We start from the raw sequence: 21566 nt of genomic DNA, 5'->3' as shown, positions 1-21566 counted from the left end.
GAAGCCGGCCACAAGATGAGTCATCCCTTAGACTTCGAGTCTACTAAAGGGTCGTTGGAGACCACAACGTTGATAGGTGAGGTGTGGAAGCGTGGTGACACGTTAAGCTAACTCATACTAATTGCCCGAGAGGCTTAACCATACAACGCCCAAGATGTTTTAGAAGTACAGTGTGAGAACTTAATCAGCTTGCTAAATATAGGAACATGTTTTTATCAATTCCTGTCATGGAATTGACCAGACAAAAAAGCACAAGAGTGCCGCACTGAAGGGCGTTAAAGCATGTTCCATACAGTTTTTTGCCTGGTGGCAATAGCGCTGTGGACCCACCTGATCCCATTCCGAACTCAGAAGTGAAACGCAGCTGCGACGATGGTAGTGTGGCATTCGCCATGCGAGAGTAGTACACCGCCAGGCTCCCAATAAAGCCAAAGAGCCCACTCAATCGAGTGGGCTTTTTGCTTTATCCGCTGCGCGGGTGTACTGCTCTCCCACGCCGGCCACAGCCCCTGCGGGGTGTGGCATTGTGCAGACCATCCCTGGCCTGCATCGCTTCGCGACCTGCCTGCGGCAGTCCAAATTCGTTCCTGACGAATTTGTCGCCATGCGAGAGTAGTACACTGATGTCGGTCTTTTGACAAGCCAACCCCTGTGTTTCGCCCTTCGGGCCGTCGCACGCGACGTCCTAAAACGCTCCCGGCGTTTTAGTGCTCGCCCCATCCCTGGGGCTCGTCCCGTTGGGACCTGCCTGCGGCAGTCCTAAAACGCTCCCGGCGTTTTAGTCGCCATGCTGATTCTGCGTATTAAATATCTATCATATATTTAGTCGATGACAGCTTCGGGCTCGTAATAACCTCCCCCTTTGCAAAAGGGGGATTGAGGGGGATTTGTTTAGTCGGCATTTATGCTAAATTAACTAAACCTAGTCTGCTATGTACGTTTTATATGCATTTGAACTACCTGACGCGTTTTTTAGCTTTACCTTTAAACAGGCTTTTGTATAATGGCGCCTCCAACGCTAGGGGCATAGTTCCAATTGGTAGAACAGCGGTCTCCAAAACCGATGGTTGGGGGTTCGAATCCCTCTGCCCCTGCCACTTCTCTTTATTATGAATATATCAGCAAGCCAGGCTCAGTTACTTCGTCAGCTTAATATTAAACCGCTGCATGCTCGGTCGTCTTTTTTTCCCGAGTCAGCTAATCACGCTGCAATTGAAACCTCAGATACTGCGCAGTTGTTGCAGCCTGACGAATGTCTATTAAGTTCTGATATTAAACACCTGCTAGCACAGACTGCTGTGTCTGAATGGCTACTCGACCCCGCTAGCAGCCAATGTGCGCTTAACGATAACGGTAGCCTACTGGTGACCCCATCACTTACCGCACTGCAACAAGCCGCCATTAAGCGACAGCTTTGGGCATTGTTGCAACAACACTTAGCTGACGATGCTGATTAAGCCCCTGACGCTTTCAGATATTCCCGCTTTGCTGGCAATAGAAACGGTGGCGAATCGTTATCCGTGGACTGACGGTGTATTTAAATCCTGCTTCGGCAGCCAGTATTTTAATTTTGGCTTGTTCGATGATGATCAACTGTTGGGCTTTTATTTTGGCCAGTTTATTGCCATTGAAAGTCAGCTATTTAATATCTGTGTTAGTGCCAAAGTGCAAGGTAAAGGGCTTGGAGGGAAGTTGCTTGCTCATTTTATTACACAATCTGAGCAGCGTAATGCTGCAGAGGCCTGGCTGGAAGTAAGGGCTTCTAATCAGTCTGCAATCCATCTGTATCAGAAGCATGGTTTTATTGAGGCGGGCTGCCGGCCAAACTACTATAGCAGCGCTACTGGTAAAGAAGATGCCATAATGATGTGTTTACCGCTTAGCTTTACAAATTAATCCCATGCTGTGCCAGCGGCAGTGATGCTGCTATAATCCCCGACAATTATTTTTCGTTGCTTTGCCAGCCAGCGCTCTGGTTGTTAACTGATATTGGATACCATGAATAAAGATAAATTTCTGCATGAAATAGACAGCAGACGTACCTTCGCTATTATTTCGCACCCCGATGCCGGTAAAACCACCATCACTGAAAAGGTGCTACTTTTTGGACATCTGATCCAGAAAGCCGGTACAGTAAAAGGTAAAAAATCTGGCCAGTTTGCGACCTCTGACTGGATGGAAATGGAGAAGGAACGTGGTATCTCTGTTACCACCTCGGTTATGCAGTTTCCGTATAATGACTGTCTGGTAAACCTGCTTGATACCCCGGGTCACGAAGATTTTTCGGAAGATACCTATCGTACTTTAACCGCAGTAGACTCCTGTTTAATGGTCATCGATGGCGCCAAAGGTGTTGAAGACCGGACTATTAAACTGATGGAGGTTACCCGGCTGCGGGATACGCCTATCATCACCTTTATGAACAAGATGGACCGTGATATCCGCGACCCGGTCGATTTGCTCGATGAAGTAGAAAGCGTGTTAAAAATCGCCTGCGCACCCATTACCTGGCCTATTGGCTCGGGTAAAGAATTTAAAGGTGTTTATCATATTCTGCGGGATGAAATTATTTTGTATAAGTCGGGCATGGGCCACACCATCCAGGACTTAGATGTTATAAAAGGTCTTAACAATTTGGAGCTGGATAAGCGAATAGGTTACTACGCCGCACAGCTACGCGATGAGATGGAGCTGGTACAGGGTGCCAGTAATGAGTTTGATCAGGACATGTTCCTTAAAGGCGAGCTTACCCCGGTGTTTTTCGGTACAGCACTTGGTAACTTTGGTGTTGATCATATGCTGGATGGCCTGACGGAGTGGGCACCTAAGCCCCAATCCCGTTTAACTAACAGCCGTAAAGTTGAGCCAGGCGAGCCTGGTTTTAGTGGTTTTGTTTTTAAAATTCAGGCCAACATGGATCCGAAACACCGCGATCGGGTGGCGTTTTTACGGATTGTTTCCGGTAAGTATGAAAAAGGCATGAAAGTGCGGCATGTCCGGATTGGCAAAGATGTGCTGATCCCACAAGCACTGACATTCCTGGCCGGCGATCGCGAGCATCTGGATGAAGCTTACCCGGGCGACATTATTGGTTTACATAACCATGGCACTATTAAAATTGGCGACACCTTCACCACTGGGGAGGATATGCAGTTTAGCGGCATTCCAAACTTTGCGCCTGAGTTATTCCGCCGAATCCGGTTACGTGACCCATTAAAACAAAAACAGTTGCTTAAAGGCCTGGTGCAATTGTCGGAAGAGGGCGCGGTACAGGTATTCCGGCCACTGGATACTAATGATCTAATCGTTGGCGCGGTGGGTGTGCTGCAGTTTGATGTGGTGGTTAGCCGCTTAAAGTCGGAGTACAACGTTGATGCCCTGTATGAGAGTGTTAACGTCGCCACAGCACGCTGGGTATACAGCGACGATGGTAAGGCCTTGCAGGAGTTTCAGAATAAAGCCAGCGCGAACCTGGCACTGGATGGCGGTGATAATCTTACCTACATAGCGCCAACGATGGTTAACCTGAACCTGGCAACTGAGCGCTACCCGAAAATCTCTTTCCAGAAAACCCGTGAACACTAACAGGCCGGTGATATGAATATTAAGCAACTTCTTACTGACAGAACTTTAGCCGCCTTTACTGCATTAGGTTTACCGGAAGGGACAAATCCAGCGGTGACCCAAAGTACCAGGCCTGAGTTTGGTGAGTACCAGATAAACGGCGCTATGGGCGCGGCTAAGTTACTAAAAACCAACCCCAGAGAGCTGGCTGGCAAACTGCTGGCATTGCTCGATCTTAACGATATTGCTGAGAAAGCAGAGATAGCCGGCCCGGGCTTTATTAATGTGTCGCTGAAAGCCGATTGGCTGGCGCAGCAGCTAAAGCTTGCTGCCGGCGACAAGCGTCTTGGGGTTAGTATTAATAAACAGCCACAAACGGTCGTGGTAGATTACTCGGCGCCTAACTTAGCCAAAGAGATGCACGTTGGTCATTTACGCTCAACCATTATTGGCGATGCCGTAGTTCGTACCCTGGAATTCTGGGGTGATAAAGTCATTCGGCAGAACCATATGGGCGACTGGGGTACCCAGTTTGGTATGCTGATTGCGCATCTGGAAGATAAGATAGCCGCCGGCGTAGATTTAGAGCAGGTGGCATTGGCCGATCTCGAGGACTTTTACCGCGAAGCAAAAAAACGCTTTGATGACGAAGCCGGCTTTGCCGATAAGTCTCGCGAGTATGTAGTGAAACTGCAAAGTGGTGACAGCCACTGCCAAAAGCTGTGGCAGCTGTTTATTGATACCTCAATTAAACACAGTGACGAGGTATATCAGAAACTGAATGTGACATTGAAGCATGCTGATATTAAGCCAGAAAGTGCTTACAACAGCATGTTGCATGGCATCGTCGACGATTTAAAACAGCAGAAGCTGGCTGTTGAGAGCATGGGCGCGTTGGTGGTGTTTTTAACTGAGCTGGCCGACAAAGAAGGCAATCCGTCACCCTTTATTGTCCAGAAAACCGGTGGTGGCTTTTTATATGCAACTACCGATCTGGCCGCTTGTCAGTACCGCAGTCATGAGTTAGCAGCAGACCGGATAATTATTTTTACTGATGCGCGCCAGGCGCTGCACTTTAAACAGGTCGAGTTGGTGTCACGTAAAGCGGGATACCTGCGAGATAATACGGCTTATGATCACTGCCCCTTTGGCACCATGATGGGTGAAGACGGCAAACCTTTTAAAACCCGCACCGGTGGTACCGTTAAACTGGCCGACTTACTGGAAGAAGCCGTGGTAAGAGCTAATACCGTATTGCAGGATAAAGCCACTGATTTAACTGCTGACGAAATTGCTGAGATTGCCAATAAAGTAGGCATTGGCGCGGTCAAATTTGCTGACTTATCAAAAAACCGTACCAGCGACTATATTTTCAGCTGGGATGCCATGCTTAGCTTTGAAGGCGCCACCGCGCCGTATTTGCAATATGCTTATACCCGGGTGCGCAGTATTTTGCGTAAAGCTGAAGTGGCTGATAATTTCAGTGCAGAAATCCTGGTTCAGTCGGTTCAGGAGAAACAGCTGGCAGTTAAGCTGCTGCGGCTGGAAGAAACCCTGCAAATGGTAATAAAAGACGCCCAGCCAAATTTGCTGTGTAACTATCTATATGAGCTGGCTAGTTTGTATATGAGTTTCTACGAGGCCTGCCCCATCCTTAAAGAGGGGGTTGAACCAGAATTACGCGACAGCCGTTTAATGCTCAGTATTTTAGCATCCAAAGTACTGCAGCAAGGCTTAGACTTGCTGGGTATTGAGGTAATGGAGCGCATGTAATGAAAATAGACGATATTCGCCGCAGTTACACTAAAGATAAGTTGGATGCAGATAAGCTTAATTCAGATCCAATTGCCCAGTTCGAGTTGTGGTTGAAAGATGCCATAGCAGCAGAGCTGCCAGACCCGACGGCAATGTGTGTAGCGAGTGTCGACAGCGAAGGCCAGCCGTCACAGCGGCTGGTATTGCTAAAAGATGTTAATCAGGATGGCTTTACCTTTTACACCAACCTTGGCAGCCGCAAGGCAACGGAGCTGGGTGCTAACCCTAAGGTGTGCCTGCACTTCCCATGGCACCCGTTAGAGCGGCAGGTTATTGTCTATGGTACGGCCGAGCGGGTGCCTAATAGCCAGGTAATGAAATACTTTTTGTCGCGGCCCAAAGAAAGCCAGTTGGCAGCATGGGCATCAGAGCAAAGCCGACCGGTATCGACCCGCCATGCGCTGCTGCAGAAATTTGCTGAGATTAAACATAAGTTTCAACACGGTGAAGTACCACTGCCATCGTTCTGGGGCGGCTTTTTAGTGCGGCCGCACAAAATAGAATTCTGGCAGGGCGGCGAGCACCGGCTGCATGATCGCTTTATGTACCGTAAGTCTGCCGATGACAGCTGGGATATAGAAAGGTTATGCCCGTAACCAGTGTCAGGCAAGCCACGGTTAAGCTGTTTGACAGCCATTGCCATCTTGATTTACCAGAGCTTGCTAAAGCGGAAGCACTTCATTGGCAACAAGCACAAGATGCTGGTGTCTCTGCCTTAGTTATTCCGGCGGTTGAACAAGCCGCCTGGAATAATCTGCTTAACTTGCATCATAGCCAACCAAATTGGCATATCGCGCTGGGGATTCACCCCTGGTGGGCAGCTAAACATAAGCTAGTTGATATAGAGCGGCTTAATCAGTTGCTGCAACAGCATGCCGGTGAAGTATGTGCTGTAGGTGAAATAGGCCTCGACTTTGCGCTGGCTGAAGATACATTTGACAGACAACAACAGTTGTTTGCAGCACAGATTACTCTGGCAAAACAATTTGCTAAACCAGTAATTTTACATCACCGTAAAAGCCAACCCCAGCTGCTGGCAGAGCTGAAAAGACAACAGTTTACTGAAGGCGGCATCTTACATGCATTCTCGGGCAGCCAGCAGCAAGCGGGGGCTTTTCTGGATATGGGTTTTAAGTTGGGTATTGGCGGTACTATAACCTATGAACGGGCTCAGAAAACCCGTAACACCGTGCAAAAGTTGCCATTGAGTAGTTTCGTGCTGGAAACCGACGCGCCTGCGATGCCGCTGGCAGGTTTTCAGGGGGAAATTAACACCCCCGCTCAGTTGTGCCGTATTTTCGAAGAGTTTTGTTTACTTAGAACCGAATCCGCAGAACAGATTGCTGTAACACTTTGGCAAAACTCGGTTGAGGTTTTACGGCTTGGTCAAGCGAAAGCTTTGTCTGGATAAACGCGAGAAACTGCGACGCAACAAATATCCAATCAGGCCGGTTACCAGCAATAGTAATAACAAGTGCTGCATCAGTTTTTGCCAGCGGGTAAAACTTGGATTTAACTTGGTATCAGGTTGCAAGCTAATCTTAATATAACCAAGTAGTTGCTGCTCGCTGCGGATTTCCTGAACCAGAGGCACTAGAGGTTGGCTGGCAAACTTACCATACATTACTCTGGCCGCGGCACTTGCTTCGGACCAGCTGATACGCACCCCATTACTGTCGTAAAACACTACGTCGTACAGAAAAGGGCTGGCAGCAATATTGCGGGTCAATTGTTCCAGACCATCTAACTGATCATTTTCTATCAGATAAGCTGCAGCCTGCGACAAGGTAAGCAAATTCTCCCGCATCAATTGTTCAGCCTGGCTTTGCAGAATGGCCTGCCCCTGCTGACTGGTTTGAACCCAACTATGCAATACGAACCAAATACCAACTACCGCAATAGCTAATTGAACCAGCTTAATAAAACTTGAAGTGGAGCTTGGTATTGCGATATTGTTCTGCATATTTTTTTAAACAAACAACTGCTGCTGGCCCGGATGCGCTAAGCATGCCATGGTATTAACTTCAAGTATAGGTTACCCATTGTCGTTTTCAATTTCCGTCAGGCCAACGCAGCTGGCCGGTGCGTACATCACCACACTATTGACTGAGCACTCTGCGCTACGGCTTCAAGCCGATGGTCCGCAGCTGCTTTTGCAAAAAACGCCGTCCGTAAAGTCAGGGGTTGACGCTACACCAGAGCCCATCAAGCCAGCGGAGCTGAGTGGTTATTCAATCCGTTTGTTTGGCAAGCCGGTAGATGGCGCACTACTTTACGAATTTTGCCGGTTAATCCCGACGGATACCGGCATAATAGCTTCATTGCTACAACCACATCCACAATTACCCGCAGGCGTGCTTATTCAGCTCACTGCTGCGCTATCAGCTGAGCTGCAGCAGCGTTTATTTGCTTTTGCTGCTGAGCAGCAGATTGAATTGGTTTATCTGGACCAGGGAGTAACGTTATCAAAACCTGGCTTGCTGGTAATGGATATGGACTCTACCGCTATCAGTATTGAGTGTATTGATGAAATTGCTGCGCTGGCCGGCGTGGGTCCACAGGTGGCTGCTATTACTGCGCGGGCGATGAATGGCGAGCTGGATTTTGCAGCCAGTTTAACCGAGCGGGTAGCAGCATTAAAAGGTGCGCCGCAATCAGTTTTGCAGCGGGTGTTAGACGATTTACCCCTGATGCCGGGTTTAACCGAGCTGGTTAGCACCTTGCAGCAACAACAATGGCGGGTTGCTATTGCCTCAGGAGGCTTTACTTACTTTACTGATGTACTTCAGCAGCGATTAGCGCTGACAGCCACTTTTGCCAATGTACTGGAAATTAAAAATGGCGTATTAACTGGCAAGGTGGTCGGCGATATAGTTGACGCCAATACTAAAGCCAGAGCGGTAAGCCTACTGGCTGAAACTTATGGTATAGCAGCATGCCAGACCGTTGCTATTGGTGATGGCGCTAATGATTTACCAATGTTAAAAACGGCAGCACTTGGTGTAGCGTTTCATGCCAAACCTAAAGTACAAACTGCAGTTTCAGCCAGAATAAACCAGGGGTCATTACTACAATTGTTATACTTACTGGACCCTGCATGAAGCACCAGCAAAGCTCAATGTATGTTGATCTGCAGCAGTATCAGCTGCATCTAAGACGTTTAATACCACTGCAAAATGCACTAAGCCCGGTGTTGTTTTTGCACGGAGCAATCGAAAATGGCCGTATTTTCTACAGCCATTCAGGCAAAGGCTTAGCGTGTTATCTGGCTGATCAGGGCTTTATTGGCTACTGTGCTGATTTCGCTGGCCGGGGCTTATCGCAACCGCAGCTGAGTACGGGTTTTAACCAGAGTCAGCATCAGGTCATTACCCGGGATATTCCGGCATTAATTGAGTTCGTTTATCAGCAGCATCAGCAACCGTTAACTGTCATTGCTCATTCCTGGGGTGGCGTGCTTTTGGCTGCGTCTCTGGCCCGCTTCCCCGGGTTAATCAGTAAAGTACGGGCCAAAGTGTATTTTGGTACAAAAAGGGTTATCAGTATTCAGAGCATTGAGCGCAAAATTAAAATAGATTGGCTCTGGAACCGGCTTGCTCCATGGCTGGGCCGTAAGTATGGTTATATACCGGCAAAGCAATGGCGCTTTGGCGCAGACAATGAACCAACAGAGTTTCTATCAGATACGATTAACTGGATAAAAGGCGCGCCTTACGCTGATATAACCGATGGTTTTGATTATGCCGCGGCCAGCAAGCAGACTGATTGGCCCCCAAGTTGGCACTTTGCCGCGGTAAAAGATACCGTGCTGGGTCATCCGGCTGACGTACAGAACTTTATTCAGGAAACCGGCCAACAGCATGGTAAATATACTTTGCTGGGCCGTGCGCAAGGTTATTTACAGGATTACGATCATATTTCTATGCTTACTCACCCTAGTGCCAACGAAGATCATTTTGTTCAGTTAAATCATTGGCTGGTCAATCTGGCTGAGTAAGCCGGTTGACCGGTGCTACGTCAGCTCTGGCGGCTATCTCTGAGTTGTTGCTGGCGCAGACTCGTGTCATCCACATGCTCCAGGCAACCGTAGCGCCACGCCAACTCTTTGCTGATATCAACTGCATCACCCACTCCGGCGACACTCCAGAGCTCCTCTTCCAGCGTTTTGGCCCTATGAATTGCGTACACACTGATATAACTTATTTCTCGGGCGATATAGTCTGTGTCGGGCCGTCCGGTACGGGACAAAAATAAGCGGAATGCAAACAGGGTTGCTTCGCGCAGAGTATTTGTAATAAATGCCTGTTTTTGTTGCTCGTTATCGAACTCATAGTCGTAATAACTTTCCAGAGAAGCGGCTGACGTTGCTGTAGTTCTTGGCGCTTTGATATAGAGCTCATAACTTTTCGGCGGATCAAACCGTTTCATTGCTTTCAGCTGCTGGGCAAATTGCAAATTGGCGGTGCTGTTTTTCAGTAACAGCTCGAGATCAAGCGGACCATTTTTACTGTGTTGTAATAACAAGGTGTGCAACGCGTTTGGGGTTGCCCCCTGCGCTATAACATTTAGTTCGTAACGAATGCCTTTTCTGTGTAAATAAAAAGCAAAGTTGTTTAGCGCCTTTAAATACATACTGCGTAATGCTTCTGACAGCCCCGGGTATTTCGGGGTTTCTTCCGCCAGGGTTAACTTCGCCCGGTTATTCTGGATTAATTGTTGAAAAAACTGCTTTCCGGTATGACCATCTTCTGTGGGAAGGGCGCGCAGATTCATAATAGTATGGCTTTTACTAACAGCCATGACTTCATAGGGCAACTGAGTCAACTGGTGTTTACTGGTGATTTTTTGCAAATCAACCAGATCCAGCTGCACAATGTCGCCTTTATTGTATTTTACCGGCTCTACTGTTTCTATCTGTAAGCCACCGGTAGAAAAGTCCCGGCTAAATCCCGCTACCATCTGCTCATTTTGATGCAGCTGCACTGTGGTTTTGTATAAATATCGTGATTCAGCCCGCAAATTTATATATTGCACGGGTATCGCTTCACAGGGCGGCACTTGCGCCAATTTGCGATGACCAAATTGATTTAACTGGCTTAAATTAGCTGGGTTATAGTTATATTGCTGGTAGTTAACCGCATTATTCGCGCTAATATCTGTCAGGCTGGCAATATATCGCAGGTTTTTTATTACACCTTGCACTAAGGGCGACAAAACGGGTTTAGCCTCAGCTTGCTCTGTTTTTTGCTGGGCTTTGGGCAAGGTAAAGGTTGCGGTAGCGTGCTGAGCTGTGGTTTTAATCAGATTTAAATGAAATACCCGCCAGCTAGGTTTGGTAGCACCGAAACCGAAAAATGTATCCCGCAATTCAGGCGCGGCCAGCAACTCTTCAGCCGTTGCAGAGTAGTAATACAGTTTGCCTTTGGCTGCATGGGTAAAGCAGTACAGAATGGTTGAGCGTTCGGGGCCGGGCTGCGCTAACAGTGGTTTTAAGCGTTTAACTGATAATAGTGTTATCAGTACCGAGCGTTGCTGTTCATCCAGAAAATAATGCCACACTGACTTATTGTAATCAGTTGTCAGGGCAAAACGGGGGCTCACCGCTCCCTCATTGACAGCAAGATAAACCGGCAGGCTGTTCAGCCTTGGCAGGTAGAATTGCTCATAACCTTTAGTGGTAACGGCGTCAGTAGTATTATCTAAATTAACTTTATAACGGCGCTTATTGCCATGAATAAATTTCTCTAAAAAGTTACTGAAGTTCTGGTCTTGTTCGGTTGGCAGCTTTTTCAGGCGCCAGTAATTTACTTTGTCCAACTGCTCAACATCTACCAGGGTATATTGAATACCCTGAGGAATATCGAGGGTAAATTCCTGTTCTAAACCTGTAAAGTTAATAGTTACGGTATCGCCGGGTTCTGCTGTTCTGCCCTTGGGGATTTTCAATTTACAGCCTGAAATAGACAGGTCGCTGGTGGTGGCGACAAAGCGACTGTCATTTATTTTAACCTCAACATCAATGCCAAAGTTCATCCGTTCTTCAGTACGGTTTACATAATGGCCAAAGGTTACTAATTTGGCCGCACCTTGTTCACCCGGCGTTGCAGCAGAGCTGTTATCGTCACCTGACTCATTGGTTTGCAATGCAGATTTAACCCGTTGCGCCGTTTCTTTTTTATGCATTACCCGAAAGTTGTTGTCGGCGTTCATTACTTCTTCATAGACACCGAGAGTGTAGCCACCATATTGTTTAATACCATTTTCAAATATCTGAATGGCTTTGTCGTCCATATAATGGGTCTTTTCCCGATAAACAAATGGACGAACTTCACCATCAACATGGCCGCGTAAATCAATAAAATAGTCGCATGGCTGTGCCATGCGCTTCAATTCCATTTTCAACAGAAATTGTTTAGATTTGGGCAAGTCTGATGTCAGCAAGCTGAAAACCTGATCAAACTCCGCAGAGTTCATCAGGCTTTTCATGCGCTCAATTACACCAACATACTCTTTCAGGTCTTCAGCGGTCATAGTTTCATTATTCAGATGCCAAAATTCAGGCGTCTTCTGGTTATAATCGTAGTACGCTACGTTGTTATAAATTGAAAAGCAATATCTGTGCCTTTCTTTCAAATTAGGATTTTTGGTAATGGCAAAAGTGAAAACAGCTTACGTCTGCAATGAGTGTGGGGCCGACTTTATGCGCTGGCAAGGTCAGTGTAATGAGTGTGGTGCCTGGAACAGCATTACAGAAATCAGGCTGGGAACAGCGAAAACCAGCGGAACCCGCCAGGGGTATGCTGGCGCTGCTCAGGCCAGAGTAATGCGGCTGGATGAGGTTGACCTGCAGGAGGTACCACGTTTCAGCTCCGGCTTTGCCGAGTTCGACCGGGTGCTGGGAGGAGGCATTGTGCCGGGCTCAGCCATTTTAATTGGTGGGGCACCAGGTGCCGGTAAAAGTACCTTATTGTTACAGTTAATGTGTGGTCTGGCAGAGCAGGGCAGTGCGCTCTATGTTACGGGCGAAGAGTCGTTACAACAGGTGGCGATGCGGGCTCAGCGTTTAGGCTTACCCAGCACCAATCTGAAGATGCTGGCAGAGACTAATGTTGAGACTGTTTGCTTACTGGCGCAGCAGGAAAAGCCACGGATCATGGTTATCGATTCTATTCAGGTGATGCACCTGGCTGATATTCAGTCCGCGCCTGGCAGTGTGTCGCAGGTAAGAGAAAGTGCTGCGTTTTTAACGCGCTTTGCCAAGCAATACAATATTGCCATTATAATGGTTGGTCACGTAACTAAAGATGGCTCATTGGCAGGGCCTAAGGTGCTGGAGCACTGTATTGACTGCTCGGTGATGCTGGAGGGCGATACCGATAGCCGCTATCGCACTTTACGAGGTAACAAAAACCGCTTTGGCCCTGTCAACGAACTGGGTGTTTTTGCGATGACCGGCCAGGGCATGAAAGAAGTAAAAAACCCTTCAGCAATTTTTCTGACCCGCAGTAAAGAAGATCAGTCCGGCAGCATTGTTATGGTGCTGTGGGAAGGTACCCGGCCATTGCTGGTAGAAATTCAGGGGCTGGTCGACCATTCACCACTGAATAATCCGCGTCGGGTTACTTTGGGGATGGAGCAGAATCGCATCTCAATGCTGCTTGCGGTGATGCACCGCCATGCAGGCATTCAGATGGCCGACCAGGACGTATTTGTCAATGTGGTTGGTGGTGTTAAAGTTAATGAGACCAGTGCTGATTTAGCGACGCTGCTGGCGCTGGTGTCCAGTTTCCGTGACAAGCCACTCCCAAATGATTTAGTGGTTTTTGGGGAAGTCGGCCTGGCAGGTGAGATCCGCCCGGTGCCAAGCGGTATCGAACGTCTGAAAGAAGCAGCGAAGCATGGCTTTAAAAGAGCCATAGTGCCGATGGGCAATAAACCTAAAGAGAACATTCAGGGCATGGAGGTTGTGGCAGTGTCTAAACTGGCAGAGGCATTAGAAGCAATTTAAAGCTATTGTCATTGTATTTCGAAAAAGCCCCGGTATTGTCCGGGGCTTTTTTATCAGAATCGGTTGTTCGCCGGAAAGTTATGTTTCAGCACTTTAAAGGTATCCGTTTTCAACTTGTCCAGACCCAGCTTGTCATAGCTTTCTACCATTACTTCCAGCGCCTGCTCAACATGGGGAGAGTCACGATAGTATTCCACTACATACTTACCCCGGTTGGCTGCTGCCAGATATGCGCCACGGCGCATATAATAATCTGCAATCATTAGCTCGTGACGTGCCAGGGTATCTTTAATCTGGACCATCCGTTTTTTGGCTTCAGTGCTGTATTTACTGGCTGGATAGTTAGTAACCAGAATTTTGAAATCATCAAATGCCTGACGGGTACTGCTTAAATCGCGGTCTGCCCGGTCAATCCCAAAAAATTCCTGAAAACTATTTTCATCAGCTTTTAAATTAGCTAAACCGCGCATGTAATAAACATAGTCCAGGTCAGGCTGATTAGGGTTAAGCCGGATAAAACGGTCAATACTGGCTAATGCTTGTGGCAAATTGCCACTTTTATAATACGCATAAATTAAATCAAGCTGCACCTGGCGCGCCAATGGACCGAACGGATAACGCGACTCTACCGCCTGTAACAACTCAACCGCTCTGTTGTACAAGCCGTTATCTAATACTTCTTTTGCCTGCTGGTACATTGCCTGAGCAGTCTGGGTACCTGGGTCAGGCTGAGTGGGCTTACCCGCACAGGCGCTTAATGCTAAAGAAACAACAACTATCAGTAAAAATTTCGCTTTCATGTAAAAATCCGTAACTACTTGGCTAAATGGCTGTCTAGTCGGGTGTAAAATCGCTAAAATGACCGTTATTGCGATTCTACCCCAGATAAGTTGGGGTTGCACACAGGATAACTGCTTCCGTCATGACAAAACAGATAAAACTTTCACAAATCGTCCCTGATGACTTTTATGGTAAGCGCTTAGATCAGGCTTTAGCCGAAATGTTCCCGGATTATTCTCGATCCCGGATAAAAGAGTGGATCCTGGCCGATGCTGTGCAGCTGGACCAGAGTGTTCATAACCTGCCGAAATTCAAGGTTGTCGGTGGCGAACAGGTTGATATTATTGCAGATATTGTCGAAGAGCAACGTTTTGGCGCTGAACCGATAGCACTGGATATTTTGCATGAAGATGAACATATTCTGGTGATAAATAAACCTGCCGGGCTGGTAGTGCACCCGGGTGCCGGTAATGCTGATGGCACCTTGCTAAATGCGTTATTACACCATTGTCCATCTATTGCCGAGGTGCCACGGGCCGGCATTATCCACCGTCTGGACAAAGATACCACGGGTTTAATGGTGGTGGCGAAAACCATTCCGGCGCAAACCCATTTGGTTGAAGCGATGCAGGCGCGGGAAATTACCCGCGAATATGAAGCCATTTGTTACGGCAAAATGACCGGCGGCGGTTTTGTTAATCAGCCAATAGGCCGCCACCAGACAAAACGGACCCAAATGGCGGTAATTGACGGTGGCAAGCCTGCTGTGACCCATTACCGGGTGATGGAAAAATATCGTGGCCATACCCGGTTACGGTTACGGCTGGAAACGGGCCGTACCCATCAGATCCGGGTGCATATGGCGTTTATAAATCACTCCTTAGTCGGCGATCCGGTATACGGCGGTCGGCCGCGACCACCCCGTAAAGCGGCAGAGAGTTTGCTGGTCATGCTACGCAATTTTAAGCGCCAGGCTTTACATGCAGCTATGTTGCGGTTAGCGCATCCGATAACCAGTGAAATTCTGGAATGGCATGCGCCGTTACCTGATGATTTGGTTGAGCTAAATGCAGCACTGCGGGCCGATACCTTGCTGCATGGTATGGACGAAGCCTGAGATGACAGCTTCTGTGCTGGCGACGCCTGAGTTGCTGACTCCCGCCTGGCCGGCACCTGTCAATGTGAAGGCCGTCAGCTCTACCCGGCCAGGTGGCTGTTCAGTTGGGCCATTCCACAGCCTGAATTTAGGTAACCATGTGGGGGATGATCCTGCGGCAGTCAGCTACAACCGCAAGCTGTTTCAGGCTATAGCAAAAATGCCAGGCCAGCCAGGGTGGCTTAATCAAACCCACAGCACCAGATGTGTAACGCTTTCATCAGGCGTTACCAAAGCTGTTAATGCTGATGCCAGTTTCAGCCAGCAGCCAGGGCTTGTTTGCACCGTAATGACTGCCGACTGCTTACCATTGCTGATATGTAACCAGGCCGGCACTGAAGTTGCAGCTGTGCACGCTGGCTGGCGCGGCTTATGCGATGGCGTGATAGAAAACACCTTAAAACTGTTTAGCCACCCGGCCAATTGTCTGGCATGGTTGGGGCCTGCTATCAGCCAGGCTGCTTTTGAAGTGGGCGCTGAAGTGCGCGCAGCCTTTATGCAGCAGGACCCCGCTGCTGGCCGTGCTTTTGTCGCTGGCGAGCAGGGGAAATGGCAGGCAGATTTATATCTGTTGGCTCGCCAGCGCCTGGCACGCTGTGGTGTAACTGCGGTTTATGGTGGAGAGCACTGTACTTACCAGCAAGCCCGCGATTTTTTTTCCTATCGGCGCGATGGCCAAACCGGCAGAATGGCTACTGCTATCTGGCTTGAGTAAGACGTCAGTAGCTAAAGGCTAAGTTGTTTTTCTGATCTAAGTCAAATTTTTGACGTTTGTTGCTTGATATTTGCCCAATTCCACCCAATCTTACTACACATCTAGGTTACATGATGTGGAGCTAAGCATGCGTTTAGACAAATTTACCAGTAAATTCCAGGAAGCTATCGCCGATGCACAATCATTGGCGCTGGGCCGTGATCAGCAGTTTATCGAGCCGGTGCATTTAATGTTCGCCCTGTTAAATCAGGAGGGGGGCACTGTCCGTGATTTGCTGAATAAAATCGCGATTAACTTTAATGAGCTTCGCGCCAAAGTCAGCAAGGCGATTGAACACCTGCCGCGGGTAGAGGGCGAGGGTACCAATTTGCAATTGTCTGCTGCAACTGCCCAGCTGTTGCAGCAATGCGATAAATTTGCTCAAAAACGCAAAGACCAGTTTATTTCCAGTGAGCTGTTTGTGCTGGCTGCGACAGAAGATAAGACTGAGCTTGGTAATATTCTGCGCTTGCTTGGGGTAACTAAAGACAAAGTGAATGCAGCAATCGAAGACATCCGGGCAGGTCAGAATGTCGATGATCCGAATGCTGAGGATAGCCGCCAGGCATTAACCAAATACACTATCGATCTTACTGCCCGCGCTGAAGCCGGTAAACTAGACCCGGTTATTGGCCGCGATGAAGAGATCCGTCGCTGCATTCAGGTATTGCAGCGCCGGACTAAAAATAACCCGGTACTTATTGGTGAGCCAGGTGTCGGCAAAACCGCTATTGTCGAAGGATTGGCACTACGGATAATTAATAAAGAAGTGCCTGAAGGCCTGAAGAACAAACGGGTATTGTCCCTGGATATGGGCTCCTTACTGGCGGGTGCCAAATATCGCGGCGAATTTGAAGAGCGTTTAAAAGCGGTATTAAATGAACTGGCTAAAGAAGAAGGCCAGGTTATTTTGTTTATTGATGAAATTCATACCATGGTGGGTGCCGGTAAAGCAGAAGGTGCTATGGATGCCGGCAATATGCTGAAACCCGCATTGGCCCGTGGTGAATTACATTGTCTTGGCGCCACCACCTTAGACGAGTACCGCAAGTATATTGAAAAGGATGCGGCGCTGGAGCGGCGTTTTCAAAAAGTATTGGTAGAAGAACCCAGTGTTGAAGATACCATTGCAATTTTGCGTGGCTTGAAAGAGCGCTATGAGTTACACCACGCTGTCGAAATTACCGATCCTGCTATTGTGGCCGCGGCAACCTTATCGCATCGCTATGTCAGCGACAGACAACTACCTGACAAAGCGATAGATTTAATCGACGAGGCCGCATCCAGCATCCGGATGCAAATGGATTCAAAACCAGAGGAACTTGATCGACTGGAGCGGCGGATCATTCAGCTGAAACTGGAAGATAATGCCCTGGCTAAAGAGTCGGACGAGGGCAGTAAAAAGCGCCGGGACATTATTCAGGAGCAAATTCAGGAGCTCGATAAGAATTATAACGAGCTTGATGAGGTCTGGGAGTCTGAAAAAGCGGCGCTACAAGGTACCCAGAATATTAAAGCTGAGTTAGAGCAAGCAAGGCTGGACTTAGAAGTTGCCCGCAGGGTAAGTGATCTGCAGCGGATGTCCGAGTTGCAGTATGGTCGCATTCCTGAGCTGGAAAAGCGGCTGGATTTAGCCAGCCAGGCTGAAATGCAGGAGATGACCTTACTGCGTCATAAAGTCACCGAGCAGGAAATTGCCGATGTGCTGTCTAAAGCTACCGGTATTCCGGTCAGTAAAATGCTGGAGGGTGAGCGCGATAAGTTGTTACGGATGGAAGACGCATTGCACGGTACTGTAGTTGGTCAACATGAGGCGGTAACTGCGGTAGCCAATGCGATACGGCGCTCCCGCGCCGGCCTGGCTGATCCTAACAAACCTATTGGTTCTTTCCTGTTTCTGGGGCCAACCGGGGTAGGTAAAACCGAGCTCACCAAGTCACTGGCGCAGTTCTTATTCGACAGCCCAGATGCAATGGTGCGGATTGATATGTCAGAGTTTATGGAAAAACACGCCGTGTCCCGGCTGGTGGGGGCACCTCCTGGCTATGTTGGCTACGAAGAGGGCGGCTATTTAACTGAGGCGGTGCGCCGTAAACCTTACTCGGTGATCCTGTTGGATGAGGTTGAGAAAGCCCATCCGGATGTATTTAATATTCTGCTGCAGGTGCTGGATGATGGCAGGTTAACTGATGGTCAGGGCCGGACTGTTGACTTTAAAAACAGCGTAATTATTATGACGTCCAACCTGGGCTCAGACTTGATTCAGGAACATTATCAGGAATATAGCTACCAGCAAATGAAAGACATGCTGATGGGGGTATTGAGCAAACAGTTCCGGCCAGAGTTTCTGAACCGGTTAGATGAGGCAGTAGTTTTTCACCCGCTGGATACCGGTCAAATTAAGAAAATTGCCCGGATCCAACTTGGCAGGCTGGAAAAGCGGTTGCAGGATCGTCAGTTCGAACTGGAAGTATCCGAGGCCGCGCTGGATAAACTGGCGGCAGTGGGTTTTGACCCTTTATTTGGCGCCAGGCCGTTAAAAAGGGCTATTCAGCAACATCTGGAAAACCCGTTAGCGCAAACGTTGTTACAGGGTACTATGCTACCCGGTGCGACTATTAAAGTTGATCATGATGGCGAGCAATTTGTTATTACCAGTTAACCTGTGTTAGCAACACTAAGCACTAACAGAACAACCGCAACGACGAGACTATAGTCTTATTGTTGCGGTTTTCTTTAAATTTCTTTTTACTGCCAACTGGTTAATTGCTGAAAGTGCAGCAACTTTTGCCCTCTGCCTATCCATGTTAGGGTAAGTCCCTTATAATCTACTTATTGCTAATCAGAAAAGATCTTTTATGACAGATTCAAACAGTACTGACACAGGCCCCCGCAAAGGCATTTATCTGCTGCCAAACCTGCTGACAACAGGTGGCTTATTTGCAGGTTTTTTCGCAATAGTCTCGTCAATGAATGGCCGCTTTGAAGCTGCTGCGGTGGCAATTTTTATCGCGATGATTTTTGACGGACTGGATGGCCGTGTTGCCCGGCTGACGAACACCCAAAGTGAATTTGGCGCCCAGTACGATAGTATGTCAGATATGCTGTCATTTGGTGTTGCGCCGGCGCTGGTTGCCTACAATTGGGGGCTGGTAGATTTAGGTAAATTTGGTTGGCTGGCTGCATTTGTTTTTGTGGCTTGCGCGGCGCTGCGCCTGGCACGTTTTAACGCAAACCTGAGTGTTACCGATGGCCGTTTTTTTCAGGGGTTAGCCAGCCCGGCTGCGGCGGCAATTATTGCCGGTATGGTATGGACAGGGTCAATTTATGAGATAAATGGCGATAAAATTGGTTATCTGGTTGGCTTGCTTACTATAGTTACCGGCTTACTGATGGTGAGTAATTTTCGCTATCATTCATTTAAAGACGTTAACTGGCGCGATCGGGTATCGTTTTTAGCGATATTGTGTGTGGTACTGGTGTTTGTCGTTATTGCCGCCCGTCCGGCAGAAATGTTATTTGGTATCTTTTTTATCTATGCCTGCTCCGGTCCCGTTACTACCATACGAAGTGTGCGCAAGCTAAAGTTGGAACATGTGGTTGGTGATACTAATGATGCTGATTTTGCTGACGAGCTACAGGAACGCAATGATGCAGTAAAAGTTGACGAGCCTGACAACGAACCGCAGCAGTAGCTAGCGTTTTAGTGTGTAAAATTAACTACCGACAAATTTAGCGAAGAAATAGTGCCGTTACTTTTTAAAGTAACGGCACTATTGTTATCGGCCAAAGCTCTTGTTTAAGCTTCTGATTTCACTAGCCTTTTGCTGAAGTTGCTGACTGTTTTCAGCAACGATTTTTATATTGGCCAGATTGCCATCGGCAATATTTTGAATAGCAGCCACATTAGCTTCGACATCCTGAGCTACTGCTCCTTGCTGGGTGGCCGCGGTGGCTATCTGGCCAGAGAGATTGGTAATGGTATTCATCATGCTGACAATTTCTGCTAGCTGCAGCTGACTTTGCTGAGTTTGGCTAACTGACAACTCAGTTTGCTGCTTACTTTGTTGCATCACTTTGCCCCAACTTAGCAGCGTTTGCTGAATCTCAGCAATAGACAATTTAATTTGTTCTGTCGCTTTATGGGTGCGGGTTGATAAGGCTCTTACTTCATCTGCGACCACTGCGAAACCCCGGCCATGCTCGCCGGCTCTGGCTGCTTCAATAGCGGCATTAAGTGCCAGTAAATTGGTTTGATCCGCAATACCCTGAATTTCAGTCATCACCGTGCCAATTCGTTCTGCTTCCGTTGCCAGGCTATCTGCGGTATTCGCCGCGCCACTCACCTCTGTAGCTAACTGCTGAACAGTGCTGGCAGTTTGTTGCATCGCTTGTTTGGCCAATTCGCAAATTGCATGAGTGTCAGCAACATGCTGGTTCGTATCCACCGTTCGGCCTGCAATGTCCTGTACGGTGGCGTTCAATTGATGGATAGCAGCAGCAATACTAATCAGTTGCTGGTGTTGCCGGGCAACGCCTTGTTCCGTTAGTTTTACCGCCTCAGTCTGGCTTTCGGCAATATGACTAAGTACTGCTGTGCTGTCCATGGTCCGGCCTAATACCGTTCTTAAGCGGGCCTGCAACATCTTGTTTTGAAAATCTGCAATACCAAATGGGCCGAAGCCGGAGTAAATCCAGCGGGAGACGCTGTCAAATTGTTGTTTTTGCTGTTGCAGTTTGTCAGGAATAACCACTAGTTCGTCGTAAAAGCAAACCAGCAAGATAATCGGCAGTAGGATTGCAAGTAGAAATGCCACGCCAAAAAACCAACTACCTACTGCCAGGACTATTATTGAAAGCAGCGCAGCCACCAGCCGTTTCAAACCGAAATTGCTGCGCCAGTCAGATGGCGTTTTACCTGCCAGCATTGCCGGATAACTCAGTTCCGCCCGTTTGACAGTCTGACTGTCTGGTTTAACCCGCACAGATTGATAGCCGACCAGTTTATCCTGTTGAAAAATAGGAGTGACAAAAGCATCCACCCAATAGTAACGACCGTCTTTGCAGCGGTTTTTTACAATCCCCCGCCACGACTCTCCCTTTTTTAGCTTTTGCCATAAGTCGGCAAAGGCGGCAGCCGGCATATCCGGATGACGAACAATATTATGATTTTTACCAATCATTTCTTCCGCACTGTAGCCGGCAATTTTACAAAAAGCGGGGTTGGCGTAAGTTACAACACCCCGCAGGTCGGTGGTCGACACCAGTTCTTCATTGGCGGAGTAGCTTATTTCTTCGTTGATTAAATGGCTGTTGCGGCGATTCATGCTGCTCCTGGAGGGTTTTGCGGTCTGTTCTACAATAGTACTGTAAATAATAGTTTATTTCAGCAAACTCACCCGCACATTCGGGTTGTTGAGCGCACTGTCATGACAAAGAGATTGTTGAAATTACTTCCGCGCGGTAAATTAGCAACCATGCTTGAGATT

Annotated in this window: 17 protein-coding genes, 1 tRNA gene and 2 rRNA genes; 16 read left to right on the top strand and 4 right to left on the bottom strand. The window is 48.1% G+C overall.

Translation table 11 applies throughout. The features are described from left to right. The 9 genes from CRO03_RS04515 to CRO03_RS04475 all read left to right on the top strand — a co-directional run. A 23S ribosomal RNA gene (locus CRO03_RS04515) occupies window positions 1-142 on the top strand; the annotation flags it as partial. A gap of 160 nt (window positions 143-302) precedes the next feature. Then, window positions 303-417: ribosomal RNA gene (rrf, locus tag CRO03_RS04510) — 5S ribosomal RNA — on the top strand. Between the two features lie 603 nt (window positions 418-1020). Then, window positions 1021-1097: transfer RNA gene (locus CRO03_RS04505), tRNA-Trp, on the top strand. A gap of 12 nt (window positions 1098-1109) precedes the next feature. Then, window positions 1110-1457, top strand: coding sequence for a hypothetical protein (locus CRO03_RS04500; protein ID WP_097110327.1), 348 nt, complete (start codon window positions 1110-1112; stop codon window positions 1455-1457). Beyond that, window positions 1447-1896 carry a ribosomal protein S18-alanine N-acetyltransferase gene (gene rimI, locus CRO03_RS04495; protein WP_097110326.1) on the top strand — a complete coding sequence of 150 codons (450 nt, stop codon included), beginning with the start codon at window positions 1447-1449 and terminating at the stop codon, window positions 1894-1896. The genes CRO03_RS04500 and rimI overlap by 11 nt, the downstream gene beginning before the upstream one ends. A gap of 102 nt (window positions 1897-1998) precedes the next feature. Further along, window positions 1999-3585, top strand: coding sequence for a peptide chain release factor 3 (prfC, locus tag CRO03_RS04490; RefSeq protein ID WP_097110325.1), 1587 nt, complete (start codon window positions 1999-2001; stop codon window positions 3583-3585). A gap of 12 nt (window positions 3586-3597) precedes the next feature. Then, complete coding sequence (gene argS, locus CRO03_RS04485) at window positions 3598-5337, top strand: arginine--tRNA ligase (protein WP_097110324.1); 1740 nt, start codon at window positions 3598-3600, stop codon at window positions 5335-5337. Next, window positions 5337-5975 (top strand): pyridoxamine 5'-phosphate oxidase, encoded by a 639-nt coding sequence (pdxH, locus tag CRO03_RS04480; RefSeq protein WP_097110323.1) that lies wholly within the window; start codon window positions 5337-5339, stop codon window positions 5973-5975. Before argS ends, pdxH begins: the two co-directional genes overlap by 1 nt. After that, on the top strand, window positions 5966-6790 hold the full coding sequence (locus CRO03_RS04475) for a TatD family hydrolase (protein ID WP_097110322.1): 825 nt from the start codon (window positions 5966-5968) through the stop codon (window positions 6788-6790). The genes pdxH and CRO03_RS04475 overlap by 10 nt, the downstream gene beginning before the upstream one ends. On the opposite strand, the gene CRO03_RS04470 is transcribed toward CRO03_RS04475, so the two are convergent. Beyond that, window positions 6755-7342 (bottom strand): AhpA/YtjB family protein, encoded by a 588-nt coding sequence (locus CRO03_RS04470; RefSeq protein WP_097110321.1) that lies wholly within the window; start codon window positions 7340-7342, stop codon window positions 6755-6757. The two genes, CRO03_RS04475 and CRO03_RS04470, sit on opposite strands and share 36 nt — an antisense overlap. A gap of 49 nt (window positions 7343-7391) precedes the next feature. Here CRO03_RS04470 and serB point away from each other — a divergent pair, with 49 nt between their 5' ends. Next, window positions 7392-8480 carry a phosphoserine phosphatase SerB gene (serB, locus tag CRO03_RS04465; RefSeq protein WP_097110320.1) on the top strand — a complete coding sequence of 363 codons (1089 nt, stop codon included), beginning with the start codon at window positions 7392-7394 and terminating at the stop codon, window positions 8478-8480. Further along, the gene (locus CRO03_RS04460; RefSeq protein WP_097110319.1) at window positions 8477-9376 is read left to right on the top strand and encodes an alpha/beta fold hydrolase; all 900 of its coding nucleotides are present in this window, start codon (window positions 8477-8479) and stop codon (window positions 9374-9376) included. Before serB ends, CRO03_RS04460 begins: the two co-directional genes overlap by 4 nt. Before the next feature lie 20 nt (window positions 9377-9396). Here the strand turns inward: CRO03_RS04460 and CRO03_RS04455 are convergent, their stop codons facing one another. Then, window positions 9397-11910 carry a PilZ domain-containing protein gene (locus CRO03_RS04455; RefSeq protein ID WP_097110318.1) on the bottom strand — a complete coding sequence of 838 codons (2514 nt, stop codon included), beginning with the start codon at window positions 11908-11910 and terminating at the stop codon, window positions 9397-9399. Window positions 11911-12028: 118 nt separating this feature from the next. Here CRO03_RS04455 and radA point away from each other — a divergent pair, with 118 nt between their 5' ends. Continuing rightward, window positions 12029-13387, top strand: a complete 1359-nt coding sequence (gene radA / locus CRO03_RS04450) for a DNA repair protein RadA (protein ID WP_097110317.1) — start codon at window positions 12029-12031, stop codon at window positions 13385-13387. Window positions 13388-13440: 53 nt separating this feature from the next. Here the strand turns inward: radA and CRO03_RS04445 are convergent, their stop codons facing one another. Beyond that, complete coding sequence (locus CRO03_RS04445) at window positions 13441-14187, bottom strand: outer membrane protein assembly factor BamD (RefSeq protein WP_097110316.1); 747 nt, start codon at window positions 14185-14187, stop codon at window positions 13441-13443. A 122-nt stretch (window positions 14188-14309) separates the two neighbouring features. On the opposite strand from CRO03_RS04445, the gene rluD reads away from it, so the two are divergent. From rluD to pssA, 4 genes are all read left to right on the top strand, one after another. Further along, a complete protein-coding gene (gene rluD / locus CRO03_RS04440; protein WP_097110315.1) occupies window positions 14310-15284 on the top strand; it encodes a 23S rRNA pseudouridine(1911/1915/1917) synthase RluD in 975 nt (324 codons plus the stop codon). 1 nt (window position 15285) lies between these two features. After that, window positions 15286-16038, top strand: a complete 753-nt coding sequence (gene pgeF, locus CRO03_RS04435) for a peptidoglycan editing factor PgeF (RefSeq protein WP_097110314.1) — start codon at window positions 15286-15288, stop codon at window positions 16036-16038. A 127-nt stretch (window positions 16039-16165) separates the two neighbouring features. After that, on the top strand, window positions 16166-18739 hold the full coding sequence (gene clpB / locus CRO03_RS04430) for an ATP-dependent chaperone ClpB (RefSeq protein ID WP_097110313.1): 2574 nt from the start codon (window positions 16166-16168) through the stop codon (window positions 18737-18739). Window positions 18740-18935: 196 nt separating this feature from the next. Then, a complete protein-coding gene (gene pssA / locus CRO03_RS04425) occupies window positions 18936-19772 on the top strand; it encodes a CDP-diacylglycerol--serine O-phosphatidyltransferase (protein ID WP_097110312.1) in 837 nt (278 codons plus the stop codon). Window positions 19773-19856: 84 nt separating this feature from the next. Here the strand turns inward: pssA and CRO03_RS04420 are convergent, their stop codons facing one another. Continuing rightward, complete coding sequence (locus CRO03_RS04420) at window positions 19857-21404, bottom strand: methyl-accepting chemotaxis protein (RefSeq protein WP_097110311.1); 1548 nt, start codon at window positions 21402-21404, stop codon at window positions 19857-19859. Between the last annotated feature and the right edge of the window lie 162 nt (window positions 21405-21566).

The organism is Arsukibacterium tuosuense, assembly GCF_900215315.1.
GTDB lineage: Bacteria > Pseudomonadota > Gammaproteobacteria > Enterobacterales > Alteromonadaceae > Alishewanella > Alishewanella tuosuense.
Note: the sequence above shows the minus strand (reverse complement) of the source record. Positions and strands in the feature narration are given on the sequence as shown.

What these genes read in the sequence shown, in the direction of transcription:
- CRO03_RS04500 (WP_097110327.1), top strand. Translation starts at nt 1,110, where the DNA reads ATGAATATATCAGCAAGCCAGGCTCAGTTACTTCGTCAGCTTAATATT.
- rimI (WP_097110326.1), top strand. Translation starts at nt 1,447, where the DNA reads ATGCTGATTAAGCCCCTGACGCTTTCAGATATTCCCGCTTTGCTGGCA.
- prfC (WP_097110325.1), top strand. Translation starts at nt 1,999, where the DNA reads ATGAATAAAGATAAATTTCTGCATGAAATAGACAGCAGACGTACCTTC.
- argS (WP_097110324.1), top strand. Translation starts at nt 3,598, where the DNA reads ATGAATATTAAGCAACTTCTTACTGACAGAACTTTAGCCGCCTTTACT.
- pdxH (WP_097110323.1), top strand. Translation starts at nt 5,337, where the DNA reads ATGAAAATAGACGATATTCGCCGCAGTTACACTAAAGATAAGTTGGAT.
- CRO03_RS04475 (WP_097110322.1), top strand. Translation starts at nt 5,966, where the DNA reads ATGCCCGTAACCAGTGTCAGGCAAGCCACGGTTAAGCTGTTTGACAGC.
- CRO03_RS04470 (WP_097110321.1), bottom strand. Translation starts at nt 7,342, where the DNA reads ATGCAGAACAATATCGCAATACCAAGCTCCACTTCAAGTTTTATTAAG.
- serB (WP_097110320.1), top strand. Translation starts at nt 7,392, where the DNA reads ATGGTATTAACTTCAAGTATAGGTTACCCATTGTCGTTTTCAATTTCC.
- CRO03_RS04460 (WP_097110319.1), top strand. Translation starts at nt 8,477, where the DNA reads ATGAAGCACCAGCAAAGCTCAATGTATGTTGATCTGCAGCAGTATCAG.
- CRO03_RS04455 (WP_097110318.1), bottom strand. Translation starts at nt 11,910, where the DNA reads ATGACCGCTGAAGACCTGAAAGAGTATGTTGGTGTAATTGAGCGCATG.
- radA (WP_097110317.1), top strand. Translation starts at nt 12,029, where the DNA reads ATGGCAAAAGTGAAAACAGCTTACGTCTGCAATGAGTGTGGGGCCGAC.
- CRO03_RS04445 (WP_097110316.1), bottom strand. Translation starts at nt 14,187, where the DNA reads ATGAAAGCGAAATTTTTACTGATAGTTGTTGTTTCTTTAGCATTAAGC.
- rluD (WP_097110315.1), top strand. Translation starts at nt 14,310, where the DNA reads ATGACAAAACAGATAAAACTTTCACAAATCGTCCCTGATGACTTTTAT.
- pgeF (WP_097110314.1), top strand. Translation starts at nt 15,286, where the DNA reads ATGACAGCTTCTGTGCTGGCGACGCCTGAGTTGCTGACTCCCGCCTGG.
- clpB (WP_097110313.1), top strand. Translation starts at nt 16,166, where the DNA reads ATGCGTTTAGACAAATTTACCAGTAAATTCCAGGAAGCTATCGCCGAT.
- pssA (WP_097110312.1), top strand. Translation starts at nt 18,936, where the DNA reads ATGACAGATTCAAACAGTACTGACACAGGCCCCCGCAAAGGCATTTAT.
- CRO03_RS04420 (WP_097110311.1), bottom strand. Translation starts at nt 21,404, where the DNA reads ATGAATCGCCGCAACAGCCATTTAATCAACGAAGAAATAAGCTACTCC.